Annotated in this window: 19 protein-coding genes; 9 read left to right on the top strand and 10 right to left on the bottom strand. The window is 68.5% G+C overall.

The window, feature by feature from the left end:
* Nucleotides 1-32: 32 nt before the first annotated feature.
* From KTR9_RS04095 to KTR9_RS04080, 4 genes are all read right to left on the bottom strand, one after another.
* Nucleotides 33-806: a hypothetical protein gene (locus tag KTR9_RS04095; RefSeq protein ID WP_010842814.1), complete on the bottom strand. Its 774-nt coding sequence runs from the start codon at nucleotides 804-806 to the stop codon at nucleotides 33-35.
* Between the two features lie 289 nt (nucleotides 807-1,095).
* A complete protein-coding gene (locus KTR9_RS04090; RefSeq protein WP_010842815.1) occupies nucleotides 1,096-1,962 on the bottom strand; it encodes a 3-hydroxybutyryl-CoA dehydrogenase in 867 nt (288 codons plus the stop codon).
* Nucleotides 1,963-2,130: 168 nt separating this feature from the next.
* Nucleotides 2,131-3,426: an isocitrate lyase gene (aceA, locus tag KTR9_RS04085; protein WP_014925333.1), complete on the bottom strand. Its 1,296-nt coding sequence runs from the start codon at nucleotides 3,424-3,426 to the stop codon at nucleotides 2,131-2,133.
* 467 nt (nucleotides 3,427-3,893) lie between these two features.
* Nucleotides 3,894-4,664 (bottom strand): hypothetical protein, encoded by a 771-nt coding sequence (locus tag KTR9_RS04080; RefSeq protein ID WP_014925332.1) that lies wholly within the window; start codon nucleotides 4,662-4,664, stop codon nucleotides 3,894-3,896.
* 60 nt (nucleotides 4,665-4,724) lie between these two features.
* On the opposite strand from KTR9_RS04080, the gene ramB reads away from it, so the two are divergent.
* A complete protein-coding gene (ramB, locus tag KTR9_RS04075) occupies nucleotides 4,725-6,164 on the top strand; it encodes an acetate metabolism transcriptional regulator RamB (protein WP_014925331.1) in 1,440 nt (479 codons plus the stop codon).
* A gap of 116 nt (nucleotides 6,165-6,280) precedes the next feature.
* Here the strand turns inward: ramB and KTR9_RS04070 are convergent, their stop codons facing one another.
* On the bottom strand, nucleotides 6,281-7,696 hold the full coding sequence (locus KTR9_RS04070; RefSeq protein ID WP_014925330.1) for a lipase family protein: 1,416 nt from the start codon (nucleotides 7,694-7,696) through the stop codon (nucleotides 6,281-6,283).
* Between the two features lie 316 nt (nucleotides 7,697-8,012).
* Here KTR9_RS04070 and KTR9_RS04065 point away from each other — a divergent pair, with 316 nt between their 5' ends.
* Nucleotides 8,013-9,434 (top strand): lipase family protein, encoded by a 1,422-nt coding sequence (locus tag KTR9_RS04065; RefSeq protein ID WP_014925329.1) that lies wholly within the window; start codon nucleotides 8,013-8,015, stop codon nucleotides 9,432-9,434.
* Nucleotides 9,435-9,454: 20 nt separating this feature from the next.
* Here the strand turns inward: KTR9_RS04065 and KTR9_RS04060 are convergent, their stop codons facing one another.
* Entirely contained in the window at nucleotides 9,455-9,919 is a 465-nt protein-coding gene (locus KTR9_RS04060; RefSeq protein WP_010842821.1) for a MaoC family dehydratase, read from the bottom strand.
* A 25-nt stretch (nucleotides 9,920-9,944) separates the two neighbouring features.
* Here KTR9_RS04060 and KTR9_RS04055 point away from each other — a divergent pair, with 25 nt between their 5' ends.
* Both KTR9_RS04055 and KTR9_RS04050 read left to right on the top strand, forming a co-directional pair.
* Nucleotides 9,945-10,481 (top strand): carboxymuconolactone decarboxylase family protein, encoded by a 537-nt coding sequence (locus KTR9_RS04055; RefSeq protein ID WP_010842822.1) that lies wholly within the window; start codon nucleotides 9,945-9,947, stop codon nucleotides 10,479-10,481.
* A gap of 1 nt (nucleotide 10,482) precedes the next feature.
* Entirely contained in the window at nucleotides 10,483-11,142 is a 660-nt protein-coding gene (locus KTR9_RS04050) for a class I SAM-dependent methyltransferase (protein ID WP_044505825.1), read from the top strand.
* Between the two features lie 8 nt (nucleotides 11,143-11,150).
* Here KTR9_RS04050 and KTR9_RS04045 read toward each other — a convergent pair whose 3' ends face one another.
* Both KTR9_RS04045 and lpdA read right to left on the bottom strand, forming a co-directional pair.
* Nucleotides 11,151-12,035, bottom strand: coding sequence for a DNA-3-methyladenine glycosylase family protein (locus KTR9_RS04045; RefSeq protein ID WP_010842824.1), 885 nt, complete (start codon nucleotides 12,033-12,035; stop codon nucleotides 11,151-11,153).
* 246 nt (nucleotides 12,036-12,281) lie between these two features.
* On the bottom strand, nucleotides 12,282-13,667 hold the full coding sequence (gene lpdA / locus KTR9_RS04040; protein ID WP_044505823.1) for a dihydrolipoyl dehydrogenase: 1,386 nt from the start codon (nucleotides 13,665-13,667) through the stop codon (nucleotides 12,282-12,284).
* Nucleotides 13,668-13,786: 119 nt separating this feature from the next.
* Between lpdA and KTR9_RS04035 the strand changes: the two genes are divergently transcribed.
* Together KTR9_RS04035 and KTR9_RS04030 are read left to right on the top strand one after the other, a co-directional pair.
* The gene (locus tag KTR9_RS04035; RefSeq protein ID WP_014925326.1) at nucleotides 13,787-14,392 is read left to right on the top strand and encodes a TetR/AcrR family transcriptional regulator; all 606 of its coding nucleotides are present in this window, start codon (nucleotides 13,787-13,789) and stop codon (nucleotides 14,390-14,392) included.
* Between the two features lie 22 nt (nucleotides 14,393-14,414).
* Nucleotides 14,415-15,695, top strand: a complete 1,281-nt coding sequence (locus KTR9_RS04030; RefSeq protein ID WP_014925325.1) for an oxidoreductase — start codon at nucleotides 14,415-14,417, stop codon at nucleotides 15,693-15,695.
* 3 nt (nucleotides 15,696-15,698) lie between these two features.
* On the opposite strand, the gene KTR9_RS04025 is transcribed toward KTR9_RS04030, so the two are convergent.
* Nucleotides 15,699-17,273 carry a serine hydrolase gene (locus tag KTR9_RS04025; RefSeq protein ID WP_014925324.1) on the bottom strand — a complete coding sequence of 525 codons (1,575 nt, stop codon included), beginning with the start codon at nucleotides 17,271-17,273 and terminating at the stop codon, nucleotides 15,699-15,701.
* Nucleotides 17,274-17,482: 209 nt separating this feature from the next.
* Here KTR9_RS04025 and KTR9_RS04020 point away from each other — a divergent pair, with 209 nt between their 5' ends.
* On the top strand, nucleotides 17,483-19,537 hold the full coding sequence (locus tag KTR9_RS04020; protein WP_014925323.1) for a prolyl oligopeptidase family serine peptidase: 2,055 nt from the start codon (nucleotides 17,483-17,485) through the stop codon (nucleotides 19,535-19,537).
* Between the two features lie 29 nt (nucleotides 19,538-19,566).
* Here the strand turns inward: KTR9_RS04020 and grpE are convergent, their stop codons facing one another.
* Complete coding sequence (gene grpE, locus KTR9_RS04015; protein ID WP_044505821.1) at nucleotides 19,567-20,040, bottom strand: nucleotide exchange factor GrpE; 474 nt, start codon at nucleotides 20,038-20,040, stop codon at nucleotides 19,567-19,569.
* Nucleotides 20,041-20,117: 77 nt separating this feature from the next.
* On the opposite strand from grpE, the gene KTR9_RS04010 reads away from it, so the two are divergent.
* Nucleotides 20,118-21,794 (top strand): Hsp70 family protein, encoded by a 1,677-nt coding sequence (locus KTR9_RS04010; protein ID WP_083888928.1) that lies wholly within the window; start codon nucleotides 20,118-20,120, stop codon nucleotides 21,792-21,794.
* A 27-nt stretch (nucleotides 21,795-21,821) separates the two neighbouring features.
* Nucleotides 21,822-24,005: an Ig-like domain repeat protein gene (locus KTR9_RS04005; RefSeq protein WP_014925321.1), complete on the top strand. Its 2,184-nt coding sequence runs from the start codon at nucleotides 21,822-21,824 to the stop codon at nucleotides 24,003-24,005.
* Nucleotides 24,006-24,072: the final 67 nt, after the last annotated feature.

Here is a 24,072-nt window from a genome sequence, read left to right as displayed (position 1 = left end):
GGGGGCGTTGTCGGATGCGATTGTGGGAGAACCTACTTCGCGGTGGTCGGCTTCTTGACCGGGGCCTTCTTGGCCGGCGCCTTCTTGGCGGCGGTCTTCTTCACGGCCGGCACCGGGGTGTCCTTGGCCTCGGCGACCTTGTTGGCCGGCGAGGACTTGGCGGCGCGCCCCTTGGCCTCGACAGTGCCTGCGGCGCCGTCGATTTCCTTGGCCGCGTCGGCTGCCTGGTCCTTGACGTTGCTGCCGGCCTCTTCGATCGCGACGGCGACGTCCTCGACCTCTTCGCTGACGCGTCCGGCGAGCTTCGCCGCGCGGTCACCGACGAGGCGGGTCTGGGTCGAGACGACCCCGAGGGCGTCCTCGGTGAGATCGACGGCGTCGTTGTACACCTTCTCAGCGCGCGAGAGGTTCTCCTGGACGAGCGGCTTGGTGCGCAGGCGCTCCAGGGTGGCCTCGCCACGCTCGGCGAGCGAGGTGTAGAAGCCGTAGGCCTTCTCGACGTACGGGTCGGCGAGACGCTTGAGCTCGTCGGCGGTCAGCTTGCCGCGCAGCTCGTCGAGGTCGCTGGGAACCTCTTCGGACAGCGAGCCGATACGGGTCTTGGCCTCGTCGAAACGCGTCTGGGCGGTCTCCGGCAGATCCGAGATGCGGGTCTTGGCCTCGTCGAAGCGGGACTGGGCGGTCTCGGCGGCGGCCTCGGTGCGCTCCCGCAGTTCGGTCAGCTTCTCGGTGACCTGCGCGAAGGCGTAGTCGCCTGCGCCGACTGCGGCGTAGAGGGGAGCGTAGTTGCGTTCGGTGGTGGTCACAATGGACTCCTTAGGGTCGGGTCACCAATTGCGCTGCAGCACATGCGGTCTCGCTCATCTCGGCATCTTCGCCGGGCGCATGTCGGAGAATTCCGTCGCCTGTCGCCTCGAAACGTACGGTGTCGCAAGCCGATTCGATTCGACTCACACCGCGCGAGAAAAGGGGAACCGCGGCGCCATCGGTATTGGTGTTTCCGCTATCCAGTATCCACGCTGTGCTAGCAAATGCAAGCATCTTGCTAACACACGTGACGGAGGTCACCCGAAGTGCCCGCACACAGCGGTCTGATCACCCGTAACGGTGGAAACCGTGGCCCGATTTCTTGCCCAGTCTCCCGGCCTCGACCATGCGCAACAGCAGTGGAGGCGGCGAATAGAGGGGCTCTTTGAACTCCTCGTACATCCTGTCGGCGATCGCCTTGACCGTGTCGAGCCCGACGAGATCGGCCAGCTTGAGCGGGCCCATCGGATGCGCGCAGCCCAGGACCATGGCCTTGTCGATGTCGTCGACCGTCGCGAAACCGGTCTCCACCATCCGGATGGACGAGAGCAGATACGGCACCAGCAGGGCGTTCACGACGAACCCGGATCGGTCGGCCGAACGCACCACCTGCTTGCCCAGCACGTCGTGAGCGAAGGTCTCGGCGCGTTCGACGATCTCCGGTGCGGTCACCAGGGTGGTCACGACCTCGACCAGCGGGAGAACCGGGACGGGGTTGAAGAAGTGCATGCCGATCACGCGGGCGGCGTTCTGAGTCGCCATGCCCAGCTTCATGATCGGGATGGACGAGGTGTTCGACGCGAGGACGGCCGCCGGGTCGGCGACGACCTTGTCGAGCTGGGTGAAGATCTCGGTCTTGACGGATTCGTCCTCGACGACGGCCTCGCACACGAGTTGCCGGTCGGCGAAGTCGCCCAGATCCGAGGTGAACCGGAGTCGCAGGGACGCCTGTTCGCGCTCCCGCTCGGTCAGTTTGCCGCTGGACACGCCACGATCCAGCGATCGGAGAACCCGATCGCGACCGGCGGCTGCGAGTTCGCGGGTGAATTCGTAGACGAGCACATCGGACTGGGCCCGCGCGCACACCTCGGCGATTCCGGCGCCCATCTGCCCGGCACCCACCACACCGACGCGGGAGATCTTCTGGCCTGTCATGTCGGCTCCTCCGGAGGAAAACGTCTACGCAACAACTGATTTCGCGAGAACACGGGTAGCTCCTCGGGGCACGAACCATCCCCGGGATACACCAACAGGCGGCCCGCAGCGAAAGCCGCGGACCGCCTGACTGGTACGCCAAATGTTCCGCCGGTGGCGGGAGAGTTCCTAGTGGAACTGTCCTTCCTCGGTCGAGCCCTTCAGCGCGGTGGTCGAGCTGTTCGGATCGACGGTGGTGGCGATGTTGTCGAAGTACCCGGCGCCGACCTCACGCTGGTGCTTGACGGCGGTGAAGCCGCGCTCCTCGGCAGCCTTGAACTCGCGGTTCTGCAGGTCGACGAACGCCGACATCTGCTCGCGGGCGTAGCCGTAGGCCAGGTCGAACATGCCGTAGTTCAGCGAGTGGAAGCCGGCCAGGGTGATGAACTGGAAGGTGAAGCCCATGGCGCCCAGCTCGTTCTGGAACTTGGCGATGGTGCTGTCGTCGAGGTGCTTGCTCCAGTTGAACGACGGGCTGCAGTTGTAGGACAGCAGCTGGTCGGGGTACTCGCTCTTGACGGCCTCGGCGAACTTGCGAGCCAGCTCGAGATCGGGGGTACCGGTCTCCATCCAGATCATGTCGGCGTAGGGAGCGTAGGACTTCGCACGCTCGATGCACGGCTCGATGCCGTTCTTCACGTGGTAGTAGCCCTCGGCGGTGCGCTCACCGGTGACGAACTGCTTGTCGCGGTCGTCGACGTCGGAGGTGATCAGCGTGGCGGCCTCGGCGTCGGTGCGGGCGATGACGACGGTGGGAACACCGGCGACGTCGGCGGCGAGACGAGCCGAGTTCAGCGTGCGGATGTGCTGCTGGGTCGGGATGAGCACCTTGCCACCGAGGTGGCCGCACTTCTTCTCCGAGGCGAGCTGATCCTCCCAGTGGGTGCCGGCGGCACCCGCGGCGATCATGGCCTTCTGCAGCTCGTAGACGTTGAGCGCGCCACCGAAGCCGGCCTCGCCGTCGGCGACGATCGGGACGACCCAGTTGTCGACCGAGTTGTCACCCTCGACGCGGGCGATCTCGTCGGCGCGCAGCAGCGCGTTGTTGATACGACGCACGACGCTCGGCACCGAGTTGGCCGGGTAGAGCGACTGGTCGGGGTAGGTGTGACCGGAGAGGTTGGCGTCGCCTGCGACCTGCCAGCCCGAGAGGTACACGGCCTTCAGGCCGGCGCGGACCTGCTGCACGGCCTGGTTGCCGGTGAGGGCGCCCAGTGCGTTGATGTAGCTGCCGTCACCCTGGGTCACGCCGTCCCACAGGATCTCTGCGCCACGACGGGCGAGGGTGTGCTCCTCGACGACCGAGCCCTGGAGCTCGGCGACCTGCTCGGCGGTGTAGTCACGCTTGATGCCCTTCCAGCGCGGGTTGGTGTCCCAGTCCTGCTGGATCTCCGCGGCGGTACGGGGCTTTCCGACGTTGCTCATTGGCTACTTCGCTTTCGTTGTCCTGCTCGTCCCGACCGGGGGCCGGATCGGGACGACGGCCCGGCGCGCCGCCGGAACCTCTCTGCTGACAGACAGCCGACTTCCTGCCCGAAGGTGTGGACTCGCGGTCGGCGTCAGTCTCGGCCGAAACTTGCGAACCCTCTGACTCGGTGTCGGTGGTGCCTGCAGCAAGGGTGCCACAAGACAAACCCGCAGGTCCAACCCTTGACGAATGCAAATATGGGTTATTTTTCGGCATCGCGGTGCAAAGTTTGCAAATATTGATCTGTGAAACCCGCGCCGCCCCCGCCAAAAAGTACGTCCGTACTGGGATTTTCCTACCCGAGGGTAGGTAAGCGTCTGGCCGACGGATCGCGGTCGACACGCACCCGAGCCGGCACGGTCGTGTACCCGGGAGTGACACCCTTCACACTCTCGGGCGCCGCGTCGGCGACGGCCGGCGTGGCTCAGGGTGTGGTGACTTGCTCGACGGCGGTGTCGAAGAGGGCCGAGAACGCAGCCGGATCGATCGGCTCCACGGGGACGGTCGGCGGGTTCGTCGCGCGGGTGGGCGCGCCCGACACCGTCAGCTGCACCGTCACCGGCCCCGATGCCGGACGGTCGAGTACGGCGTACCCGGCGAACCCGATCTGCCGGCGGACGCCGCCGTCGGTGAGTGTCGTCGTGACGTCGGACCGGGTGAGCAACATCTGCTCACCGGGCAGCAGGCCGCCGTCGACGTCCGGCGGGGGCAGTTCGGTGAACTCGGTGACCACCCGGCTCCCCGCCAGGTGTCCCGTGGTGATGTCCGTCGTGGTGCGGGCGCAACGGCCCGTCGTGGTGAGACGGTCGGCGTCGATGTCGCGAGGTGCGGTGGTGACCAGCTCGACGAGCGCGCCCGTGGCACCGTCACGGGCGGCAAGGACAGCGGAGTTGTCCGAGGTCAGCTGCTTGTTGAGCGCCGCGTCGGACGTGGGGTCGCAGTACTCGGGGGTGACGCGCGCCGATCGGGAGGCGTCGATGGCGGCCTGGTTCCCCGTGACGAGATCCGCGACCGCCAGTGGCGCGGAGGTGTACCCGGGCGGCAACTGCGACGCGGTCAGCACGAGGTCGGCAGGCCCGCGCGGAGCCGGTACTGCCGCCGGGTCGCCCGCACACCCCGCGACGAGGAGCGCCGCTGCCACGACGGACGCGGCCGGCGCTGCCGGCGAGCGGCGTCGGCCGGGGAGGGAGAGCACGCGGTCACCGTACCCTGGGGACGACGCTCGAGGCGGCGGCACCTGTCCTGGAGGTGGACGATGAGCAGGACCTATGTGGGGTCGCGGTTGCGCCAGTTGCGTTCCGAGCGCGGCCTGTCGCAGGTCGCCCTCGCGCAGACGTTGTCGATCTCGGCGTCGTATCTCAATCAGATCGAACACGACGCCCGGCCGCTCACCGCGTCGGTGCTCGCCAAGATCACCGAGGCCTTCGGCGTCGACGCCGGGTTCTTCGACTCGCAGGACGACGTGCGGTTGGTCGCCGAGTTGCGCGAGGCCCTGCTCGACGACGACCTCGAGGCCTCCCCCGGCGCGCTCGACGCCCAGGGGATCAGCGCGATGGTCACGTCGCATCCCGAGATGGCACAGGCGATGGTGAACCTGCACCGCCGCTACCGGATCGCCACCGATCAGCTCGCGGCGGCCACCGACGAGCGCGGCGACCGCAGCATGCGCGGCACCATCAGCGCGCCGCACGAGGAGGTGCGCGACTACTTCTACCAGCGCCGCAACTACATTCACGAACTCGACATCGCCGCCGAGGAGATGACCACGCGGATGCGGATGCACTCCGCCGACATCCGCCGCGAGATCATGAACCGCATCGAGAGCGTCCACGGCATCAGCATCGTGCGCCGGGTGGACCTCGGGGACTACACACTGCACCGGTTCGATCGCGAGGCGCGACGCCTCGAATTCTCCGCGTCGCTCTCGGCCGGGCAGCGGACGTTCAAACTCGCCAGCGAACTCTGCTACCTCGAGTATCAGGACCTCCTCGACAAGCTGGTGGACGAGGCCAACTTCAGCAGCGAGGACGCGCGGGCGCTCGGACTCCTCGGCCTCGCGAACTACTTCGCCGCCGCGGTCGTCCTGCCCTACAGCCAGTTTCACGGTGCGGCGGAGGATTTTCGGTACGACATCGAACGCCTGTCCGCCTTCTACGCCGTGTCCTACGAGACGATCTGTCACCGGCTCTCGACGCTGCAACGACCCAACCTGAGGGGCATCCCCTGGTCGTTCGTCCGCGTCGACCGCGCGGGAAACATGTCGAAGCGTCAGTCTGCCACCGGGTTCCACTTCTCCTCGAGCGGCGGAACCTGTCCGCTGTGGAACGTCTACGAGACGTTCGCCTACCCCGGCAAGATCATCACGCAGATCGCCGAGATGCCCGACGGCCGCAACTACTTCTGGGTCGCGCGGACGGTCGAACGCCGCGCGACTCGATACGGGCAACCCGGGAAGACCTTCGCGATCGGGATGGGATGCGAACTGCGCCATGCCGCGCGGGTCATCTACTCCGACGGTCTGGAGATCGGACCGCAGGCGCACGTCACGCCGATCGGTGCCGGGTGCCGGGTGTGCGAGCGGACCAACTGCGCGCAGCGCGCTTTCCCCGCTCTCGGCGCCTCACTGCGCATCGACGAACACACCAGCAGCGTCTCGCCGTACATGAGTCTCACCGAAACACGCGCCGCTCCCTGATCCGAACGAACCACACAACCACTGCTCCCTGAGGTGCGAGGAGCGACGGCCGCCGGGCCGAGCAAGCGACGAAGGAGCGCGTCGAGGTCGACGAGCCTCGAAGGGCCGCACCACGATCAGCCGCGACACCCGTTCGGCGCGGGTAGGCCGCGTAGCCGGTCGTCGAGCCAGGTCGCGGTGTCCGGGAAGCCGAGAGCAGCCGCCGACACGTGCTCGGCACCGTACTCGCGGTAGACCGCGGTGGCACCGAGAGCGCACTGTTGGGCGAAGAGCGCGCGTGCCTGGCTGGCCGGAACCCACCACTCGTAGCGCCCGTGGTAGATCAGCAACGGCATCGACGCCTCGAGATCCGCCATGGACGTGACCTCGAAGAGCTTCTCGGCGACCGCGGAGTTGAAGGGGTCCGGGTCGGTCGACAGCAGCTGGGTCGGGAGGTGCGAGATCCCGAGGTTGCCCATGTCGTCGGTGCAGATGTTGCGGATCTCCGACGTCGCAAGCCATCTCGCCAGATGGTTCGACATCTGCAGGACCTCGGGCCGTTCCCGCGCGACACCGAGAATCGCCGAATGGAAGACACCCGAGGCCAGGTTCGCGTTCATGGCGCCGGCGAGTGACCGGTAGTCCGCGGGTACCCCGCCGATGGCCGCGCCCACGAATCGTCCGGCGATGTCGGGCGCATACCCGGCGGCGAGCTTGGCCGCCCCGTGGGTGGCGATCGCCCCACCGGAGTAGCCGACCATCGCGATGGGTCCGCGCCCGAAGTTCGCCGGGTCGACGCCGGCCGCCGCGCGCACCGAGTCGAGGATCACGTGTCCCGCGACAAACGGCTCGGCGTAGGCCATCCGGGGTCCCGTGTGGTCGGGCACGAGCACCGCGTAACCCCGGTCCAGTGCGAGCTGGGTGAACGGCGGGATCAGATCGGTCTCGTTCGTGTTGTTGGTGAATCCGTGTGCGTAGGTGAACCCCGTGGTGCATTTCGTGCCCAGCGCGACTATCGGCGAATTGTTGACCAGGACCGGCCGGGCTCCCCGTCCGGTCCACGCCTTGGCCGGCACCAGGAGGGTGGCCGTGCCGAACATCGGGGCGCCGTTCGCGTCGGTGGTCCGGAACTTGACCTGCCGCGCCGACCGCAGCGGGACGAAGACGAGCGACTGCGCCACGCGGGTCACCGACCGCGTCGTCAGGACCTCTCCGGGTGTCCGCGCGGCGAGTCCGGCCGGCCAGTCGTCGAAGAACCGGTCACCGCTCGGCGACGGCATGATCGCCTCGCGCAGCTCTTGCAGCTCGTGCGAGGCGCCCGGAATGCGGGACCGTTCCGGAATGCGCGACAGTCTCTCGACCGGCGGCGCCGGGATCACGGCGTCGATGTCCGCCGGCAGCTGCGACGGGACCGAGGTGAGATTGGGCGGTTCGGCGTCGGCCGTACCGCTCATCCACGTCGGGCCCGCGACGAGTCCCAGTGCGGCCACCGCCACCGTGGTCGCGATCGCTGCCCGTCGAACCGATAGTCGAAGAACTCCCCTGGCCGGCATCGCCAACCTCCCGTCTCACCTCGGTGATCGTCGAATCACCTGCCCCCCGGCAGCACATCTGACGACTCGAACCGCGATCACCTGCGGCCAATGCTAGACGGCGGAGATCAAGCGTGCCGTGCCGACGGCGAGGTGAGTCGCGGGTGTAGTCCGGTCGGGTGACGCGCGAATGTGCTTTCCCCACCGGGCATCACACATCACGGTTCCGTCTCGGTGCGGCGACCATCGATGCGCAACCGGCGCTCCGATCCGGTCGATGGTCCTAGGGTCACGGGAAGCGGGCGCATCGGGGCGTCCGTCACGCGAAGGCACCGTCATGACGAGAACCTCGCTCCGCCGCCGGATACCGCTCCGGTACCGGACTGCGCTGCGGCACCGGGCGACGTGGACGGTCGGCGTCCTGCTGATCGTCGTCGTCGGTCTACTGCCCGCCGGACGCGCGGTCGCGGATCCACCGAACATGATGCCGCTGCCACCGCCTGTCGTCGACGCGATCGACGACGCGGTGCCACCACCTCCGGTTGCCCGGCTGCGCACGATTCCACCGCGCGCACGGGCCGCCGGATTCGACCACCACACACTCGAATTGCGCGAGTCGATCCTGCCCTCGCCCACCGGTGACCCGATGTTCGACCGCTGGCCGGCCGATCTGGCTTCCCGCGCGCCGGGCGACGTGATCGCCACTCGCGACGTCATCGCGGCTGCCGGACCGGTGGTGACCGTGCCGCTCCGTTCGGCGACGCTGATCAAGTTCCGGAGCACCGACGCCGTCGGAGCGCCGATCTACGGCACCGCGACCCTGCTGATCCCGCGCCGCGCGGTCGGCGCGTCGACGCCGATGCTCGTGAACAATCTGCCGATCGACTCCCTCGGAGCCGCCTGCACACCCGGATACACACTCGCGCATGGATTCTCCGTCGCCACCGGGATCACGGACCTGATCCCGCCGACGACCCAGCTCGCACTGAACGCGGGCCATGTGGTTCTGATACCCGACCACCAGGGACCCCGGATGGCCTACGCGGAACCGGTACTCGCCGGGCACGTGACGCTCGACGCCATTCGCGCGGCCCGGCGTCTGGACCCGATGATGTTGCGCGACAGCCGGGTGGCGATGACCGGGTATTCCGGGGGTGCCATCGCCACGCACGGGGCGTCGAAGCTGCTGGGCGAGTACGCTCCCGAGCTCACCGATCGCGTCGTCGGCGCGGCACTCGGCGGCGTCCCGGCCGACTTCCGGATGCTCGTCGGGAGCATGAACGCGAACCTGGCGACCGGCCTGTTCCATGCCGCGACCTTCGGCATCGCGCGCGAGCGTCCGGAGATCCTGGCGCTGGCGAACCGGCCCGCTCGATGGCTGGCCTCGTCGCCGATGAAGAACGTGTGCGTGCTCCCCGAGGCGATCGCAGGCGGCACCTTCCTGCCGATGCAGGTGCTGTCGAACGACCCCGACCCGTTCCGGTCGCCGACCGCCGAGCGGATCTACCGCCTGACCGGAATGGCCGACCGCGCGTCCGCGACTCCCCTGCTGATCTATCACGGCACCCACGAGTGGTGGATACCCGCGGCCGGGGCCCGCGCCCTCTATCGCGAACAGTGCGCGCACGGCACCAACGCGGCCTACCGTGAGATCTTCGGCGAACACGTCACCGCAGCGCTGCTCGGCTTCCCGGTGGCCCTCGACTGGCTCGACCGCCGGCTACGCGGCGAACCGGCCGTCGACGAGTGTCGCCGTTGACCGGCCGGACGTCGCCCCGGTCAGAAGACGAGAACGCGGAGATTCTCGGCGACGCATGCGGGCTTGGCCTCTCCCTCGATCTCGACGGTGTTGGTGACGACCACGTTCACGCCCTTCGGCGTCTCCTCGACCGAGGTGATCACCGCATTGGATCGAATCCGGGCGCCGACCTTCACCGGATTCGGGAAACGCAGTTTGTTCATCCCGTAGTTGAGGACCAGCTTGGGACCTTCGACGGTGAAGATCTTCCCGGCGATCATCGGCAGCAACGAGACCGTCAGGTATCCGTGCGCGATGGTCGTGCCGAACGGACCCGACTTCGCGCGTTCGGGGTCGACGTGGATCCACTGGTGATCACCGGTCGCATCGGCGAAGGCGTTGACCCGTTCCTGGGTGATCTCCAGCCATTCGCCCGACCCTAGATCCTCGCCGATCGCGGCCTTCAGTTCGTCGACACTGGTGAACGTCCGTGTGGTGTGCGTCATAGTCGGCGTAGTCTACCGTGGGCCCATGGGCACACCTCGCGTCGCTCCGGGCGGTTTCCGGGAGCTCGGGCCGATCAATTTCGTCTTCGCGCGGGGGGCCGCACGCGCCATCGGCGTCGACGACGCACACATCTTCTCCACTCTCGGGCGCACGAAGGGGCTCTTCCGCGGCTGGCTCCACTTCAGCAGCCGGCTGATGCCGTTCGGTGCGTTGTCGCGCAAGGACTCCGAGATGGTCATCATCCGGGTGGCCCATCTTCGGGAGTGCGACTACGAACTCGATCATCACCGACGACTCGGCCGGCGGGCCGGGATCACCGCGGACGAGTTCGACCGCATCCTGGAGGGGCCCGACGCCGGATGGGGCGATCGCGAGCGCGCGATCCTGCGAGCCGTCGACGAGCTCGTCGAGAGCAAGGACGTCTCCGACATCGCCTGGCAGGCGTTGTCGCGGCACCTCGACGACCGGAAGCTCATCGCCTTCACCCTGCTCGTCGGGCAGTACGACAGTCTCGCGACCACCATCCACACACTGCGCATCCAGCGCGACACCCGCTCCTGACATGGAGTCGATCGCGCAGCGGCTGATGCGCAACCAGCACTTCGCCGAGATCTACGAACACCGGTGGCGACCGACCTTCACCCGGCTCTTCAGTCTCGGCGGCCGTTCCACCGCCGACTTCGACCGCGCGCTGCGGGCCTACCTCGCCCGCCCGGGCGACCGTCTGGTCCTCGATGTCGCCTGCGGTCCGGGCAACTACACGCGGGAGATCGCCGACGGCCTCACCGGCGACGGCCGGTGCATCGGCATCGACTTCTCCACACCCATGCTGGCGCGCGCGGCGCAGACCAACGCCGTCGGACGGGCCGCGTTCGTGCGCGGTGACGCCCACGCATTGCCGTTCGCCGACAACACCTTCGACGTCGTCACCTGCCTGGCGGCGCTCTATCTGATCCCCGATCCCCTCCCTGTGGTCGACGAGCTGGTGCGGGTGACCGCGCCCGGCGGCGAGATCGTGGTCTTCACCTCGGTGACGACACCGCTCACCTCGTTGCCGGGCGTCCGGCCGCTCGCCGGGGTGAGCGGATACCGCATCTTCGACGACCACGAGATACTCGAGCGCCTCCGTCGCGCCGGCGTGGACGACGTCGAGCAGACGATCACCGGGCAGGGACAGTTCGTGCTGGCGCGGAGACCCGACCCGGAAGCGACGCAGGACTGAGCGGTCGGTCAGAAGGACCGGTAGTCGCGGATGGTCATCCGCGGTCCGCGCCGCTCGGGCCGGACGCCGCCCCGCGTGACCATCCGGATGATGCGCTGTCGTTGTCCCGCATAGGGTTCGAGCAACTCGAGCATCCCCGCATCGTCGACGGCCTCGCCGATCAGGGTGAGCCCTACCAGCTTCGGGATGTGATAGTCGCCGACGTTGACGACGTCGGGATCGCCGAGCGCACGCGACAGGGCCTCCGCCTCGGTCCACCGCCCGACGCCGCGTAACACTGTGAGCTTGGCCGCGTGACGTTCGACGTCGAGGGCGGTCGCCCCGCGAATCGTCCGCATCCGGACCGGCTCGATGCCGCTGCGGTGCCACTCCCAGCTCGGGATGCGGGCCCACTCCGCTCGGGGCGGTGGCACCCTCATCGTCTCCGGAACCGGGCCGGGTGCGGGAGTACCGAAGCGGCGCAACAGATACCGCCACGCGCGGAATGCCTCGGCACCCACGACCTTCTGTTCGAGGATCGCCGGCACCAGCGCTTCCCACACGCGATCGGTGCGACCGAGGCGCAATCCCTCGGTACGGCGGACGAGTTCGTGTACGACCGGGTGACGTGGGACCAACGCGTCCGGATCGTCACTCGCCCCGAGGAAGTCGGGCATCTGCTCGAGTAGCCAGTCCGCACCCGGCCCCCAGGCGCGTCCGGTGACGGTCGTGCCGTCGGAGCGAACGGTCAGCGTGCCCGGCCCATCGGGCGTGTAGGCCGCCCGCCACACCGACCTGTCCTGTCCGTAGACGAACGCCGGGTCGCCCGCACCGCGCCGGTGCAGGCCGACCGTCGCCCCGATGTCGAGCGGCCACGGGGGTGTCCACTCGCGGACACGTTCGACGGCACTCACCGTTCCGAGGGTAGTGCGCAGACCCTTCGTGGCTCGTCGACCTCGACTCGCTTCGCTCGCTCGGCCCGGCGGCTATCGCTCCTCGCACCTCAGGGAGCAGAGATGAAACCCCGCTCCCCGAGGAGAGCAGACATCCCCGCTCCCCGAGGAGAGCAGACATCCCCGCTCCCTGAGGAGGGCAGACATCCCCCGCTCCCTGAGGAGGGGCCGGAGCTTGCGGAGGCCCCGTCACGAAGGGTCTGGCGACTACAGGTTGATCATGTGCCCCAGCGCGCCGTGGAACGTCTCCTGCAGCGCCTCCGACAGGGTCGGGTGGGTGTGCACGTTGCGGGCGAGTTCCTTGGCGGTGAGGTCCCACTTGTGGGCCAGCGTCATCTCCGGCAGCATCTCGGAGACGTTGTCGCCCACGAGGTGTCCGCCGAGGAGTTCGTCGGTGTCGGCGTTCGTGATGAGCTTCGCGAAACCTGCGGTCTCGCCGAGCCCCTGCGCCTTGCCGTTGGCCGAGAACGGGAAGGTCGTCGCCTTCACGTTGTAGCCCTCGTCCTTGGCCTGCGCCTCGGTGAGTCCGAAGGACGCCACCTGGGGCTGGCAGAACGTCGCGCGCGGCATGAAGCGGTAGTCGCCGAGGGTCATGGTCTCGACGCCGGCGATGGTCTCGGCGGCCACGACGCCCTGGGCCTCGGCCACATGCGCGAGTTGCAGCTTGGCGGTGACATCGCCGATGGCGTAGATGCCGTCGACGTTGGTGCGCATGTAGTCGTCGATCGCGATGGCGCCGCGATCGGTGAGCTCGACCCCGGTCTTCTCCAGACCGAAGCCCTCGACGCGCGGGGCGAAGCCGACCGACATGAGGACCTTGTCGACGGTCAGCTCGCCCTCCTTGTCCTTGGCGTCGGTGTAGGTGACGGTGACGTCGTCGCCGTTGTCGGTGACCGACTGAACCCTGGTGGAGGTGAGCAGCTTGATGCCGAGTTTCTTGTATTCCTTGGCGAGAGCCTTGGACGAGTCGGCGTCCTCGTTGGGCAGCACGCGGTCGAGGAACTCGACGATGGTGACGTCGACGCCGTAGTTGGCGAGCACGTAGCCGAACTCCATGCCGATGGCGCCGGCGCCGACGATGACGATCGAGCCCGGTAGCTCACGGGTGAGGATCTGGGTCTCGTAGGTGACCACGTTCTCCGACAGTTCGACGCCGGGGAGCAGCTTGACCGTCGACCCGGTGTCGATGATGACGTCGTCGAAGGTGATCTCCCGATCGCCGACCTTGATGGTCTTGGCGTCGGTGAACACCCCGTACCCGTCGATCTCGGTGATCTTGTTCTTCTTCATCAGGTAGTGGACGCCCTTGACGATGCCGTCGGACACCTTGCGGCTGCGGTCGAATGCCGCGCCGAAGTCGAAGGAGACATCGCCACTGATGCCGAACGTCTTGGCCTGGTGATTGAAGATGTGCGCGAGTTCGGCATTGCGCAGAAGTGCCTTCGACGGGATACATCCGACGTTCAGACACACACCGCCCCAGTACTTCTCCTCGATCACGGCGGTTTTCTTGCCCAGTTGAGCCGACCGGATCGCGGCTACGTACCCACCTGGACCTGCACCCAATACAACTGTTTGAAAGTGTTCAGCCACGACAGCCAGCCTACGTCGCGTCCGACCACCGCCGCAGAGTGTCCCACTACTCGCCGGTAGCACCACTTCGGTTTCAATCACTGATTGAAACATCGACTGAACTGTGCTTTGCTGCTCGTGTGACCCAGACCACCCGCGAGGGACGCGGTGCCGGACGCCGCGATTCGGCCTCGATGCCGACTCGCGAGGCCCTGCTGACCGTCGCCGAACGGCTCTTCCTCGCCGACGGATACGACAAGGTGTCCGTCCGGGCGATCTGCGCGGCCGCCGAGACCAACCCGGCCGCGGTGCACTACCACTTCGGCACCAAGGAAGACCTCACCATCGCACTGCTGCAGTCCCGGCTCGGCCCGCTGTGGGCCGACCCGCTCGCTTCGCTCGACCCGGCCGTCACCTCGATCGCGCAGGTCGTCGACGTGGTCGTCGACCCCTTCGTCGACCTACAGGCCGACCCGGCGGGACATCTCCACCTGCGGCTGCTCGCCCGGTTCGTGTTCGCCCACCCCACCGCCGGCTGGACGTCGCGCTGGTTCGATCTCGACCCGTTCGCCGACATGCTCGCCGACGCCGTCCCCGGCCTGACCGCGGGGCAGGCGCGCCGGCGCTGGGCCCTCGCCTTCCAGCTCATCCTCCTGAGGTTCGGGGGCACCGAGACGTTGAGCACGGCCGCGGTGACAGCCCTGACCGGCTTCGTCACCGCCGGACTGACCGCGCCCGCCCCGTGAGACACGAGTGAGAGGACCCGTTGTGGACAGCCCCACCACCGGACCGTTCAGCCCCGCCCGGCTCGGCCCGCTGCACCTGCGCAACCGTTTGATCAAATGCGCGACCTTCGAGGGGATGACGCCCGACGCCCTGGTCACCGACGAGCTCATCGAGTTCCACCGCGAGGTAGCGGCCGGCGGCGTCGCCATGAGCACCGTCGCGTATTGCGCGGCCTCACCCGAGGGCCGCACCGACCGCCACCAGATCTGGATGCGGCCGGAGGCGGTTCCCGGATTGCGGCGGCTCACCGACGCCATCCACGCCGAGGGGGCTCTCGCTGCCGCACAACTGGGGCACGCAGGCGCGGTCGCGAACTCGGCGTCGAACCGGGCTCCAGCCCTCGGACCGTCACGGATACCCGCGCCGATGGGGATGTCGTTGACCCGCGCGGTCAGTGTCGACGACATCGCCGACCTGCGGGAGAAGTTCCGTCGTGCCGCGCGACTCGCGGTGGACTCCGGTTTTGACGGGCTCGAGATCCACTGCGGCCACAACTATCTCATCTCCAGCTTTCTGTCTCCCCTGCTGAACCGGCGTCGCGACGCCTACGGCGGGAGCCTCGTCAACCGTGCGCGTGTCGCGCGCGAGGTGGTCGAGAGCGTGCGCGACGAGGTCGGGGACGAGGCCGCGATCTGGGTGAAACTGAACACCTTCGACGGCGTCGGCCGCGTCGACCTCGAACGCTCACCCGCGGCTCGGGCACGCAGCCGGGCCAAGCGCAGTGGCTTCAACGTCGACGAGGCGTGCCAGGTGGCGCAGCTCCTGGAGTCCGACGGTCACCTCGACGCCATCGAACCCACCGCGGGGAGTTCACTTCTCAACCCGATGTACCTGTTCCACGGCGAGGCGCCGCGCAAGGAGTTCGCCGATGCGTTCTCCGGTGCGATGAAGTACGGACTCAAGGTCTTCGCCCCGGTCTTCCTGAAGCACTACCGCTATCACGACGCCTATCTGCTGCCCCTCGCACGCGAACTCCGCAAGGCCGTCGACCTGCCGCTCATCCTCCTGGGCGGCGTCACCGACCGGGCGTCGATGGATCTCGCCCTCGCCGAGGGCTTCGACTTCATGGCCATGGGCCGCGCGCTGTTGCGTGAGCCCGACCTTCCCTTACGCCTGGCCGACGACCCGTCGACGACGTCGAAGTGTGTCCACTGCAACCTCTGCATGCCGACGATCTACTCGCACACCCGATGCCCGATCCGAACGGGTGAGGTCCCCGACCCGGTGACTGCCGGCAGCCAGGGCGTGTCTCCCCGCCGCTGAGCGTCACCGGCGGATGAACTCGCCGTTGCTCTCCTCGTCGTCGTAGTACTCGATCGTCATCCGTGGCCCGTCGAACCTCACCTGCGAGATCGAGCCCGGCTCGGCGTTCTCGTTGAGCAGGGTGAAGGTGAAAGTGTTGCCGTCCCAGTGGGAGAGCTCGTGTTTGCGGACCCCGCCCGGACCCATCTCCAGGACGAGCTTCCCGTCGCGTTCGACGACCTCCGCCGGCCCGTACACGGGGTTGGCGTAGGCACCCACGTACGACGGCAGCGGTTGCGGCGGTGCGGGATTCGACGGCGGTTCTTTGCCGACGAGTTCACCCTCCGGGACGCTCAGCGGTGCATACGCCTTGGCGTAGAGATCCCGCCAGTCGTTGCGGATCTCACCGAACTGGACGAGGTCCATGAACTCGGCGGCGATCGCATCCACCGCACCGACGGGCGCGGCGTTGGAGAGCACGACGATCGCGGTGTCGGCCGAGGGCAGGACCGAGAACACCGTTCCGGCGCCGGAGGCGAAGGCGCCGGCGTGGTTGAACTGCGTCCGCGCGTCCTCGGTGACCCCGACGTTGAAGCCGTAGCCATACGACCCGGCGCGGGAGTCGGGCGTCTGCGGTGGATTGGACACCACCTGCGGCGAGACCGCGGGGAGCAGGGCGTCGGGCGCCACGACCTCCTGGCCGTTGTGCTTGCCCTGGGCCAGCACCATCTTCAACCAGATCGCCATGTCGTTGACCGACGAACTCACGCCGCCCGCCGGTGACTGCGCGTCGGGTTCGCGCGGGATCGGGGTCTTGACCCACTTCTCGTCTTCCTTGATGTGTCCGACCGCGCGGTCCGCCCGGCGTTCGAAGTCGACGAACCGCGAGCTGGTGCTGGTCATGCCCAGCGGTCCGTAGATGAGGTCCTGAGACAGTGTCGCCCAGTCCGTCCCGGCTTTCACCGCCACGGCCTCGCCACCTGTCGTCACCCCGAAGTTGGTGTAGGCGTAACTGATCCGGAACGGATCGAGGGGCATGAAGCGCATCCGCTGCAGGATCTCCTCGCGCGAGTAGCCCATGTCCTCGAGTTTGTCGCCGGCGTGGTCGGGAAGACCCGACCGGTGGGAGTACATGTCCCCGACGGTCACCGTGCGGGTGACATACGGCTCGGAGAGAGCGAACCACGGCAATGATTCCACGATCGGCATCTCCCAGGTCACCGTCTTGTCGGTGACGGCGGCCGCGACCACCGTCGACCCGACCGACTTGGACACCGACGCGAGCTGGAAGACGGTGTTCGGGTCGACCGCGTCACCGGTGGAGATGTCCTTGACGCCGAACCCCTTGGCGTACTTGGTCTCCCCTCCCGACACGACGGCCACGGCAACCCCGGGGATCTTCGTCGACTCCATGATCGACGCGACCAGGTCGTCGAGCTGACCGACCGCCTTGTCGACCGCGTCGGCCGGCAGCGGTTCGGCGGCGACGGAATTCGGATTGGCCAGGGACGACCCAGACGGTGACGAACCGGTCCCCGACGACCCGCTGTCACAGGCTGCGACGAGCGCGATGACCGCGACAGCGGAGCACGTGGCCATCGAGAGACGGCCCCATCTCGTGTCTCGCGGCGGCTCATGGCCGGAGCGGCGGACAGGAACGGAATGAGCAGTGGCCATGGGGGTCTCCTCGACGTCGCTGCGTCACGATACCCCGAAACAGGCCCCGAGTAGGCGTTTTGTCGGGGTCGGCACCGCGTCGCACGCGCGCGGGGTCCGACGCCCGCGGGCGCCCGCGTAGGTTGGACGCCATGACCGAGCACGGCGACGACGGCACCGCGACCACCGACACCGATCCGCACCTGTGGCTGGAAGAGGTCACCGGCGACGATGCGTTGTCGTGGGTACGCGCCCACAACGAACCCACGGTGGCGGCGTTGACGTCATCGGAGCGCTTCCGCGAGCTGGAGGCCGCGACGCTGGCCGCGCTCGACACCGACGACCGCATTCCCTACGCGCGGCGTCGCGGTGAGTATCTCTACAACTTCTGGCGCGACGCGACCAACCCGCGCGGACTCTGGCGTCGCACGACGTACGACTCCTACGTCACCGACGCCCCTGACTGGGATGTCCTCATCGACGTCGACGAACTGGCACGGGACGAGGACGAGAACTGGGTGTGGGCCGGTGCCACCGTGCTGCGGCCCGAGTACGAGCGGGCGCTGATCTCCCTGTCGCGCGGTGGCGCCGACGCCTCCGTGGTCCGCGAGTTCGACATCCCGTCGCGCACCTGGGTGGCCGACGGCTTCGTGCTGCCGGAGAACAAGTCCGACGTGGGGTGGATCGACCGCGACTCCGTCTACGTGGGAACGGATTTCGGCGAGCAACCCGACGGGCACGGCTCGCTGACCGACTCCGGCTATCCGCGCGTGGTCAAGCGGTGGACGCGGGGGACCCCGCTGTCGGAGGCCGTCACGGTCTTCACCGGTGAGACCTCCGACGTGTCGGTGCGCGCGGTCTACGACAGCACACCGGGATTCGAGCGCCACTTCATCGGGCGCGCCACGGACTTCTTCAACTCGCTGGACTACGAACTGCGCGACGGCGAGCCCGAGTTGCTCGACGTCCCCACCGATGCCCACGCCGGGGTCCGGATGAACTGGCTGCTGGTGCTGTCGCGGTCGGACTGGGAGGTCGGCGGCACCACTCACCCACCGGGCACGCTGCTGGCCTTCGACTACGAGTCGTACCGGTCGGGCAACCGCGACGCGACCGTGCTGTTCGCACCCGACGCGCACACGAGTCTCGTCGACTACGCCTACACGCGTTCACATCTCATCATCGTGAAACTCCACGACGTGCACACCAGGGTCGAGGTGCGCGAACTCGGGACGTGGCAGGTCATCGACATGCCGGGACTACCCGACCTCGCCACGGTCTCGGTGCTCGACACCGATCCCGACGAGAGCGACGAGGTGTTCTGGTCGGCGACGTCGTTCACCGAACCGCCGAGCCTGCTGCACGGTTACAGCGGGCACGCCCCGGAGGTGATCAAACACAGCCCCGCGTTCTTCGACTCCGACTCGGTGACCGCAGAGCAGCACTTCGCGACGTCCGACGACGGCACGCAGATCCCGTACTTCGTGGTGCGGCGCCGCGACGTCTCCCATGGCCCGACGCTCCTGTACGGCTACGGCGGATTCGAGAACGCGCTCACCCCGAGCTACCTCGCCATCGCCGGACAGAGCTGGGTCGAACGCGGCGGCATCTACGTGATCGCCAACATCCGTGGCGGCGGCGAGTACGGACCGTCGTGGCACACCCAGGCCCAGAAGGCGGGCCGGCACAAGGTCTATGAGGATTTCGCCGCCGTGGCACGCGCCCTCGTGGACACCGGTCTCACCACCCCGGCACAGCTCGGCGCCCAGGGCGGATCGAACGGCGGGTTGCTCATGGGCGTGATGCTGACCCGGTACCCCGAGTTGTTCGGCGCCCTGGTGTGCCAGGTGCCGCTCATCGACATGAAGCGTTACCACCTCCTGCTGGCCGGGGCATCGTGGATGGCCGAGTACGGCGACCCCGACGATCCCGAACAGTGGGAGTTCATGAAGCCGTTCTCGCCGTATCAGAACATCGACGCCGAGACGACATACCCACCGATCCTGGTGACCACCTCGACCCGCGACGACCGGGTCCACCCCGGTCATGCGCGCAAACTCGTTGCCCGCCTGGAGGAAACAGGCCACGACGTGCAGTACTACGAGAACATCGAGGGCGGTCACGGCGGCGCGGCGGACAACAAGCAGGCCGCGTTCAAGTCCGCGCTCGCCTACGAATTCCTCTGGCGGACCCTCGGGATCTCGTAGCGACAAGGCGCGCCATCGGCCATCGTCTACTACGAGATCCGCGAGACCACGACCGCCGCGGGGCGCACCGACCGCTCGCCCGCGACCAGTCCCGGGCGGAGCACCTCGGCAACCGTGCGGTCCGCGGCGGTGTCGGTCACCGGGCGGACGTCGACCGCCTCCATGGTGCGGGCATCGAAGTCGGCGCCGGGTGGCGGTGCGACGACGGCACCGCCGCGGCCGACGATGAGCCGTTCCAGGCCTGCGCGCAGCAGCTCGAACGCGGGCCGGTCCGCCTCCGACGCCGAGACCGCGCACGTCGCGGCGTCGGTGTACAGCGCGAACAGATCGACCAGGAGCGGAACGTCTGCCGCGGCCGTCGCCGGCGGCGATTTGGCGGCGTCGACGAGTCGTTCGATCGTCCTGGTCTGCCGCGCGACCACCAGCGCGAGGTCGGACAGCTGCTCGCGCAACTGCTCAAGCCCAGCGGTTCGGTCGGGTGCAGGGCCCTCCGGAGACGTCATTCCGCCAGCGTAATGAATGGCCACCCATCGATCGTCCGACACCGGCGGAACCCTCTGCGCTGCTAGCATCCCCGATCGTGGGCGTAATCGGGATCGACCTGGGAACCACCAACTCGGCGATGGCGAAGATCGATGCCGACGGTCGCCCCGAGGTGATCGTCGGCCTGACCGGGGCACCGACCACCCCGTCGACGGTCTTGCTCACCTCGCCCACCGACCACGTCGTCGGCGAAGGTGCGCGTCGGCAGGCCCGGCTCGACCCCGAGAACGTCTGCAGCCTGGTGAAGCGGCGGATGGGCGACGCCCAGTGGCGGTTCGTCGCGCACGGGCAGACCTGGTCGGCCCCGGCGATCTCGGCACTCATCCTCAAATCGCTGATCTCCGACGCCGCGTTCGCCGGTGAGCGGGTCGACCGCGCCGTGATCACCGTGCCGGCGTATTTCGGTGACGAAGAGCGGCGCGCGACGATCCAGGCCGGCACCTATGCGGGCCTCGAAGTCGCGGGGGTCTTGTCCGAACCCATCGCCGCGGCACTCTCCTATGGGTTCAGCCGGATCACCGATCCCCTCGCCAAGAGCACGCCCGACGAGACCGTCCTGGTCTACGACCTCGGCGGCGGCACCTTCGACGCGACGGTCATCGAACTCGCCGATCGCCGGATCACCGTGCTCGCCGTCGACGGTGATCATCAGCTCGGCGGTGCCGACTGGGACGAGCGGCTGGCGCTGCACCTCTCGCGCACGTTCTGCGCCCAGAATCCCGATGCCGAGGACCCGCTCGACAACTCCGCCGGGTCACAGGCCCTCATCCTTGCCGCGGAGCGGGCGAAACACGAACTGACCGAATCGGATTCGACGTCGGTGATCGTCGCTCACGACGGCGCCCGGTCGGTCATCCCGCTCACGCGGTCCGAGCTCGAGGAACTCACCCGCCCGCTGCTGGCCCGCACCGTCGAACTCACTCGGTCGTGCCTGGCCGCCGCCGAACGTCGAGGGGTGTCCGCCGTCGACCGGGTCCTGTTGGTCGGCGGTTCGTCGCGGATGCCGATGGTCGCGCGGGAGCTCGCCGCCGCATTGGGGAAGACCCCGGAGCTCAACGATCCCGATCTTGCCGTCGCCCGCGGAGCCGCGATCTACGGCGAGAAGCTCGAGATCGAACGACTCGTCCGCGCCGACCTCGCCACCCGCGGCCGTCTCCGCGAGGACCGCGGACTCGACAGCGTCGCCCCGGCAGATCTCGACGAGTCCTGCACGCGGGTCGCGCACGCGTTCGCACTGCCTGTCAGCGGTGTCCGCCGGATGCTCGAGGTCAGCGTGGACACGGTGGTGTCCCGCGGGTTCGGGGTGCTGGCAGTCAACAGCCACAACGGCGAGCTGGAGGCCAGCTGGCTGGTCCACCGCAACCAGACGCTGCCGATCAGGGTGCGCCGGTCGTTCGGGACCATGCGACGCGATCAGTCCCGCATCGAGCTGGTCGTGCTGGAACAGCAGGGGCAGGCGGCGTCCCCACGACCCGAGGACGCCAAGGTCCTCATCGAGGGCGCGATCACCGACATCCCGCCCGGTTACGACGAGGGCAGTGAGGTGTCGGTCACCTTCGAGATGGCGTTCGACGGCGTCTTGCACGTCACCGCATTCCACGTCGACGCCCGGATACCACTGACGCTGTCGGCCAAAACAGGTGCGTCGCTGTCGAAGTCGGAGGTCGAACGGGAACTCGAACAGGTGCACCGATCTCGACGCCGCGACCAGTGATCATGTCCGGGTGAGGTAAGGGGTCTGATGGAGCCGTTCGTCGGCAACGACTACCGCAAACGCGTGCTCGCCGCGGTCGAGCGACGCGGCGGCCCAGGCGAATCCGATTCGTTCGAACTGTATGACATCCCGGTCGGGGAGGCCGAGCGACTCGACGACGATGCCGTGGCCGCGCGCCTCGACGAGGTCTGGGCGTTCTGGCAGAAGCAACGCGACCACCCGAAGTACCGCATCCTGGTGGCACGACTGGTCGCCGAACACGACGAGCGGTCGGCGCCGTTGCGGCACAAGACCGGCCGGATCGCCGAGGCGCGCGCGGTGACCACCCGGCGCGAACTACGAGATCAGCAGAGGTTCGAACTCCTCGACAACGCGATCGCGCGACTCAACGAACGCTACGGCGGCATACCGAGATCCAAGCGCGCCGGGCTCGAGGAGATCGGCGCGATGGGTGGCCTCGACCCGGCGGAGACGGCCACCCGGCTGCGGCGCCACCGCATCGTCGACGATGTGCCCGCCCCACCCGCCGCGCCGGTGCCGCCGCGGGTGACGTTGTCGGCACAGCAACGCGCCCAGATCGGCGACCTGCTCGCCGAGTTCGACCGGCTGCACGACGGCGACCCCACCCCGACCCTGCTGACCCTGTTGCACCTCGACACCGACGCCGTCGCCGACCGCGGTGTCATCGAGTCGCGGGCCGTCGCACTCAACGAGCGCGCCCGCGAACTCGCGGCCGGCCGGTTCCGCGCGGTCCTCGACGAGCTCCTGGTTCACGTGCACGACGTCCTGCTCGCCGATCCCGCCCTGGCACGGGAGTATCGGCAGTCGGTGATCGACGAGGTGACCGACCATCTCCGGCCACGGGTCCGGGCCGCGGTCCTGGTCGAGGACGAACTCGGGACACAGGACCACGAGTACCTGCTCGACGAGGCGCGCACCCGCGGGCTGGGCGCACGGGACGCGCGCACGGTGATCGCCGCACTCGCCGCCGAATTCGGCGCGCCTACTCCCCCGGGCGAGCCCCTTCCACCGCCGGCCGAGCCCCTCCCGCCGCCGGCCGAGCCCCTTCCGCCGCCGGCCGAGCCTGTCGAGGTCGAGGTCCCCGCCCCGCGCAAGAGGCTGTGGGAGAACGATCTTCGAGCCGCCCGAGCCGCGTTGCGCGACGGCCTGCCCGTGCGGGCGCGTTCGGCGATCGCGGACGCCCGGGCCTCGGCCGGCGACGACGACGAGGCCTTGCGGCAGATCGCCGCGGTCGCAGACGAGGTCGAGCGGGTCATCATCCGGGCGGTGACGGACTCGCGGCGGGCGGGAGACCTCGCGGACGAGAAGCGACATGTCGCGGCACTCGAACTGCTCGAGAGCGTGTTGGGGGTGGCCCGGGACATCGACCTGCTTCCCGACGTGGACGGCCGACTCGACGAACGGCTGGAGCAGTCACGCGACGTCGTCACCCGGGCCGCCGCGGCTGCTCGAACGGCGTCGGCGGGAGACCCGGCCGGCCTGGCCGCCGTCGCCGAGCTGCGGCGTCAGATCGTGGATCACGACGAGCTCAACTCGGCGGCGGCCGAGGTGACCGTGGAGCCGCCGCGCAACGTCCGGTCGGTTGCCGACGGGGGCGCGATCACCGTCACCTGGGAGCCGTCGGCGACGGGCTCGGTGACGTACCGGGTCGTGCGGATCGGATTCGACGGCTCGACCCGGACGCTGGGTCGGACCACGGCGACCGAGCTGTCCGACGGCAGTGCACCCGACCCGGTCCCGCCGGTCTACGAGGTCACCGCCGTGTACGCCGGGCACCGGTCCGCCCCCGCCCGTACCGACTCCGTGTCCGCCCCGTCTGCCGGTTCGGCGACCGCGGCCCCCGAGCGACCCACCACCCCGCGCCCCGACGACCCGCCGCCGGTGACCGCCGTCCGCGTCGAAGGCGACACCGTGCGCTTCGACTGGCCGGTCGGAGTCACCGAGGCGATGGTCGTCATTCGGCCGGATGCCGCTCCGGATCACCCCGCGGACCCGGCGGCCATCGCGTCGAAGGTGACCAACACCCGGTATCAGATCGACGACGGTTTCCCGCTCCCGCCGGACTTTCCACGTCCCTGCCATGTCGCGGTGGCCAGCTGCCGTCGGAGCCCGCAGGGAAAGCTCGTTGTCGCGTCCGCGTTCGGTCCGTCCGCGCGAGCTCATGCGCCGGCGACGGGCGCCGCCGGATGAGGGTGGTCCACTACGCTGGGCGCCAGCACCTGCGACGAGCATCTTCGCCGCGCGATCACCGCGAGAA

This window comes from Gordonia sp. KTR9, assembly GCF_000143885.2.
Lineage (GTDB): Bacteria > Actinomycetota > Actinomycetes > Mycobacteriales > Mycobacteriaceae > Gordonia.
This window is presented reverse-complemented; position numbering and strand designations above follow the sequence as displayed.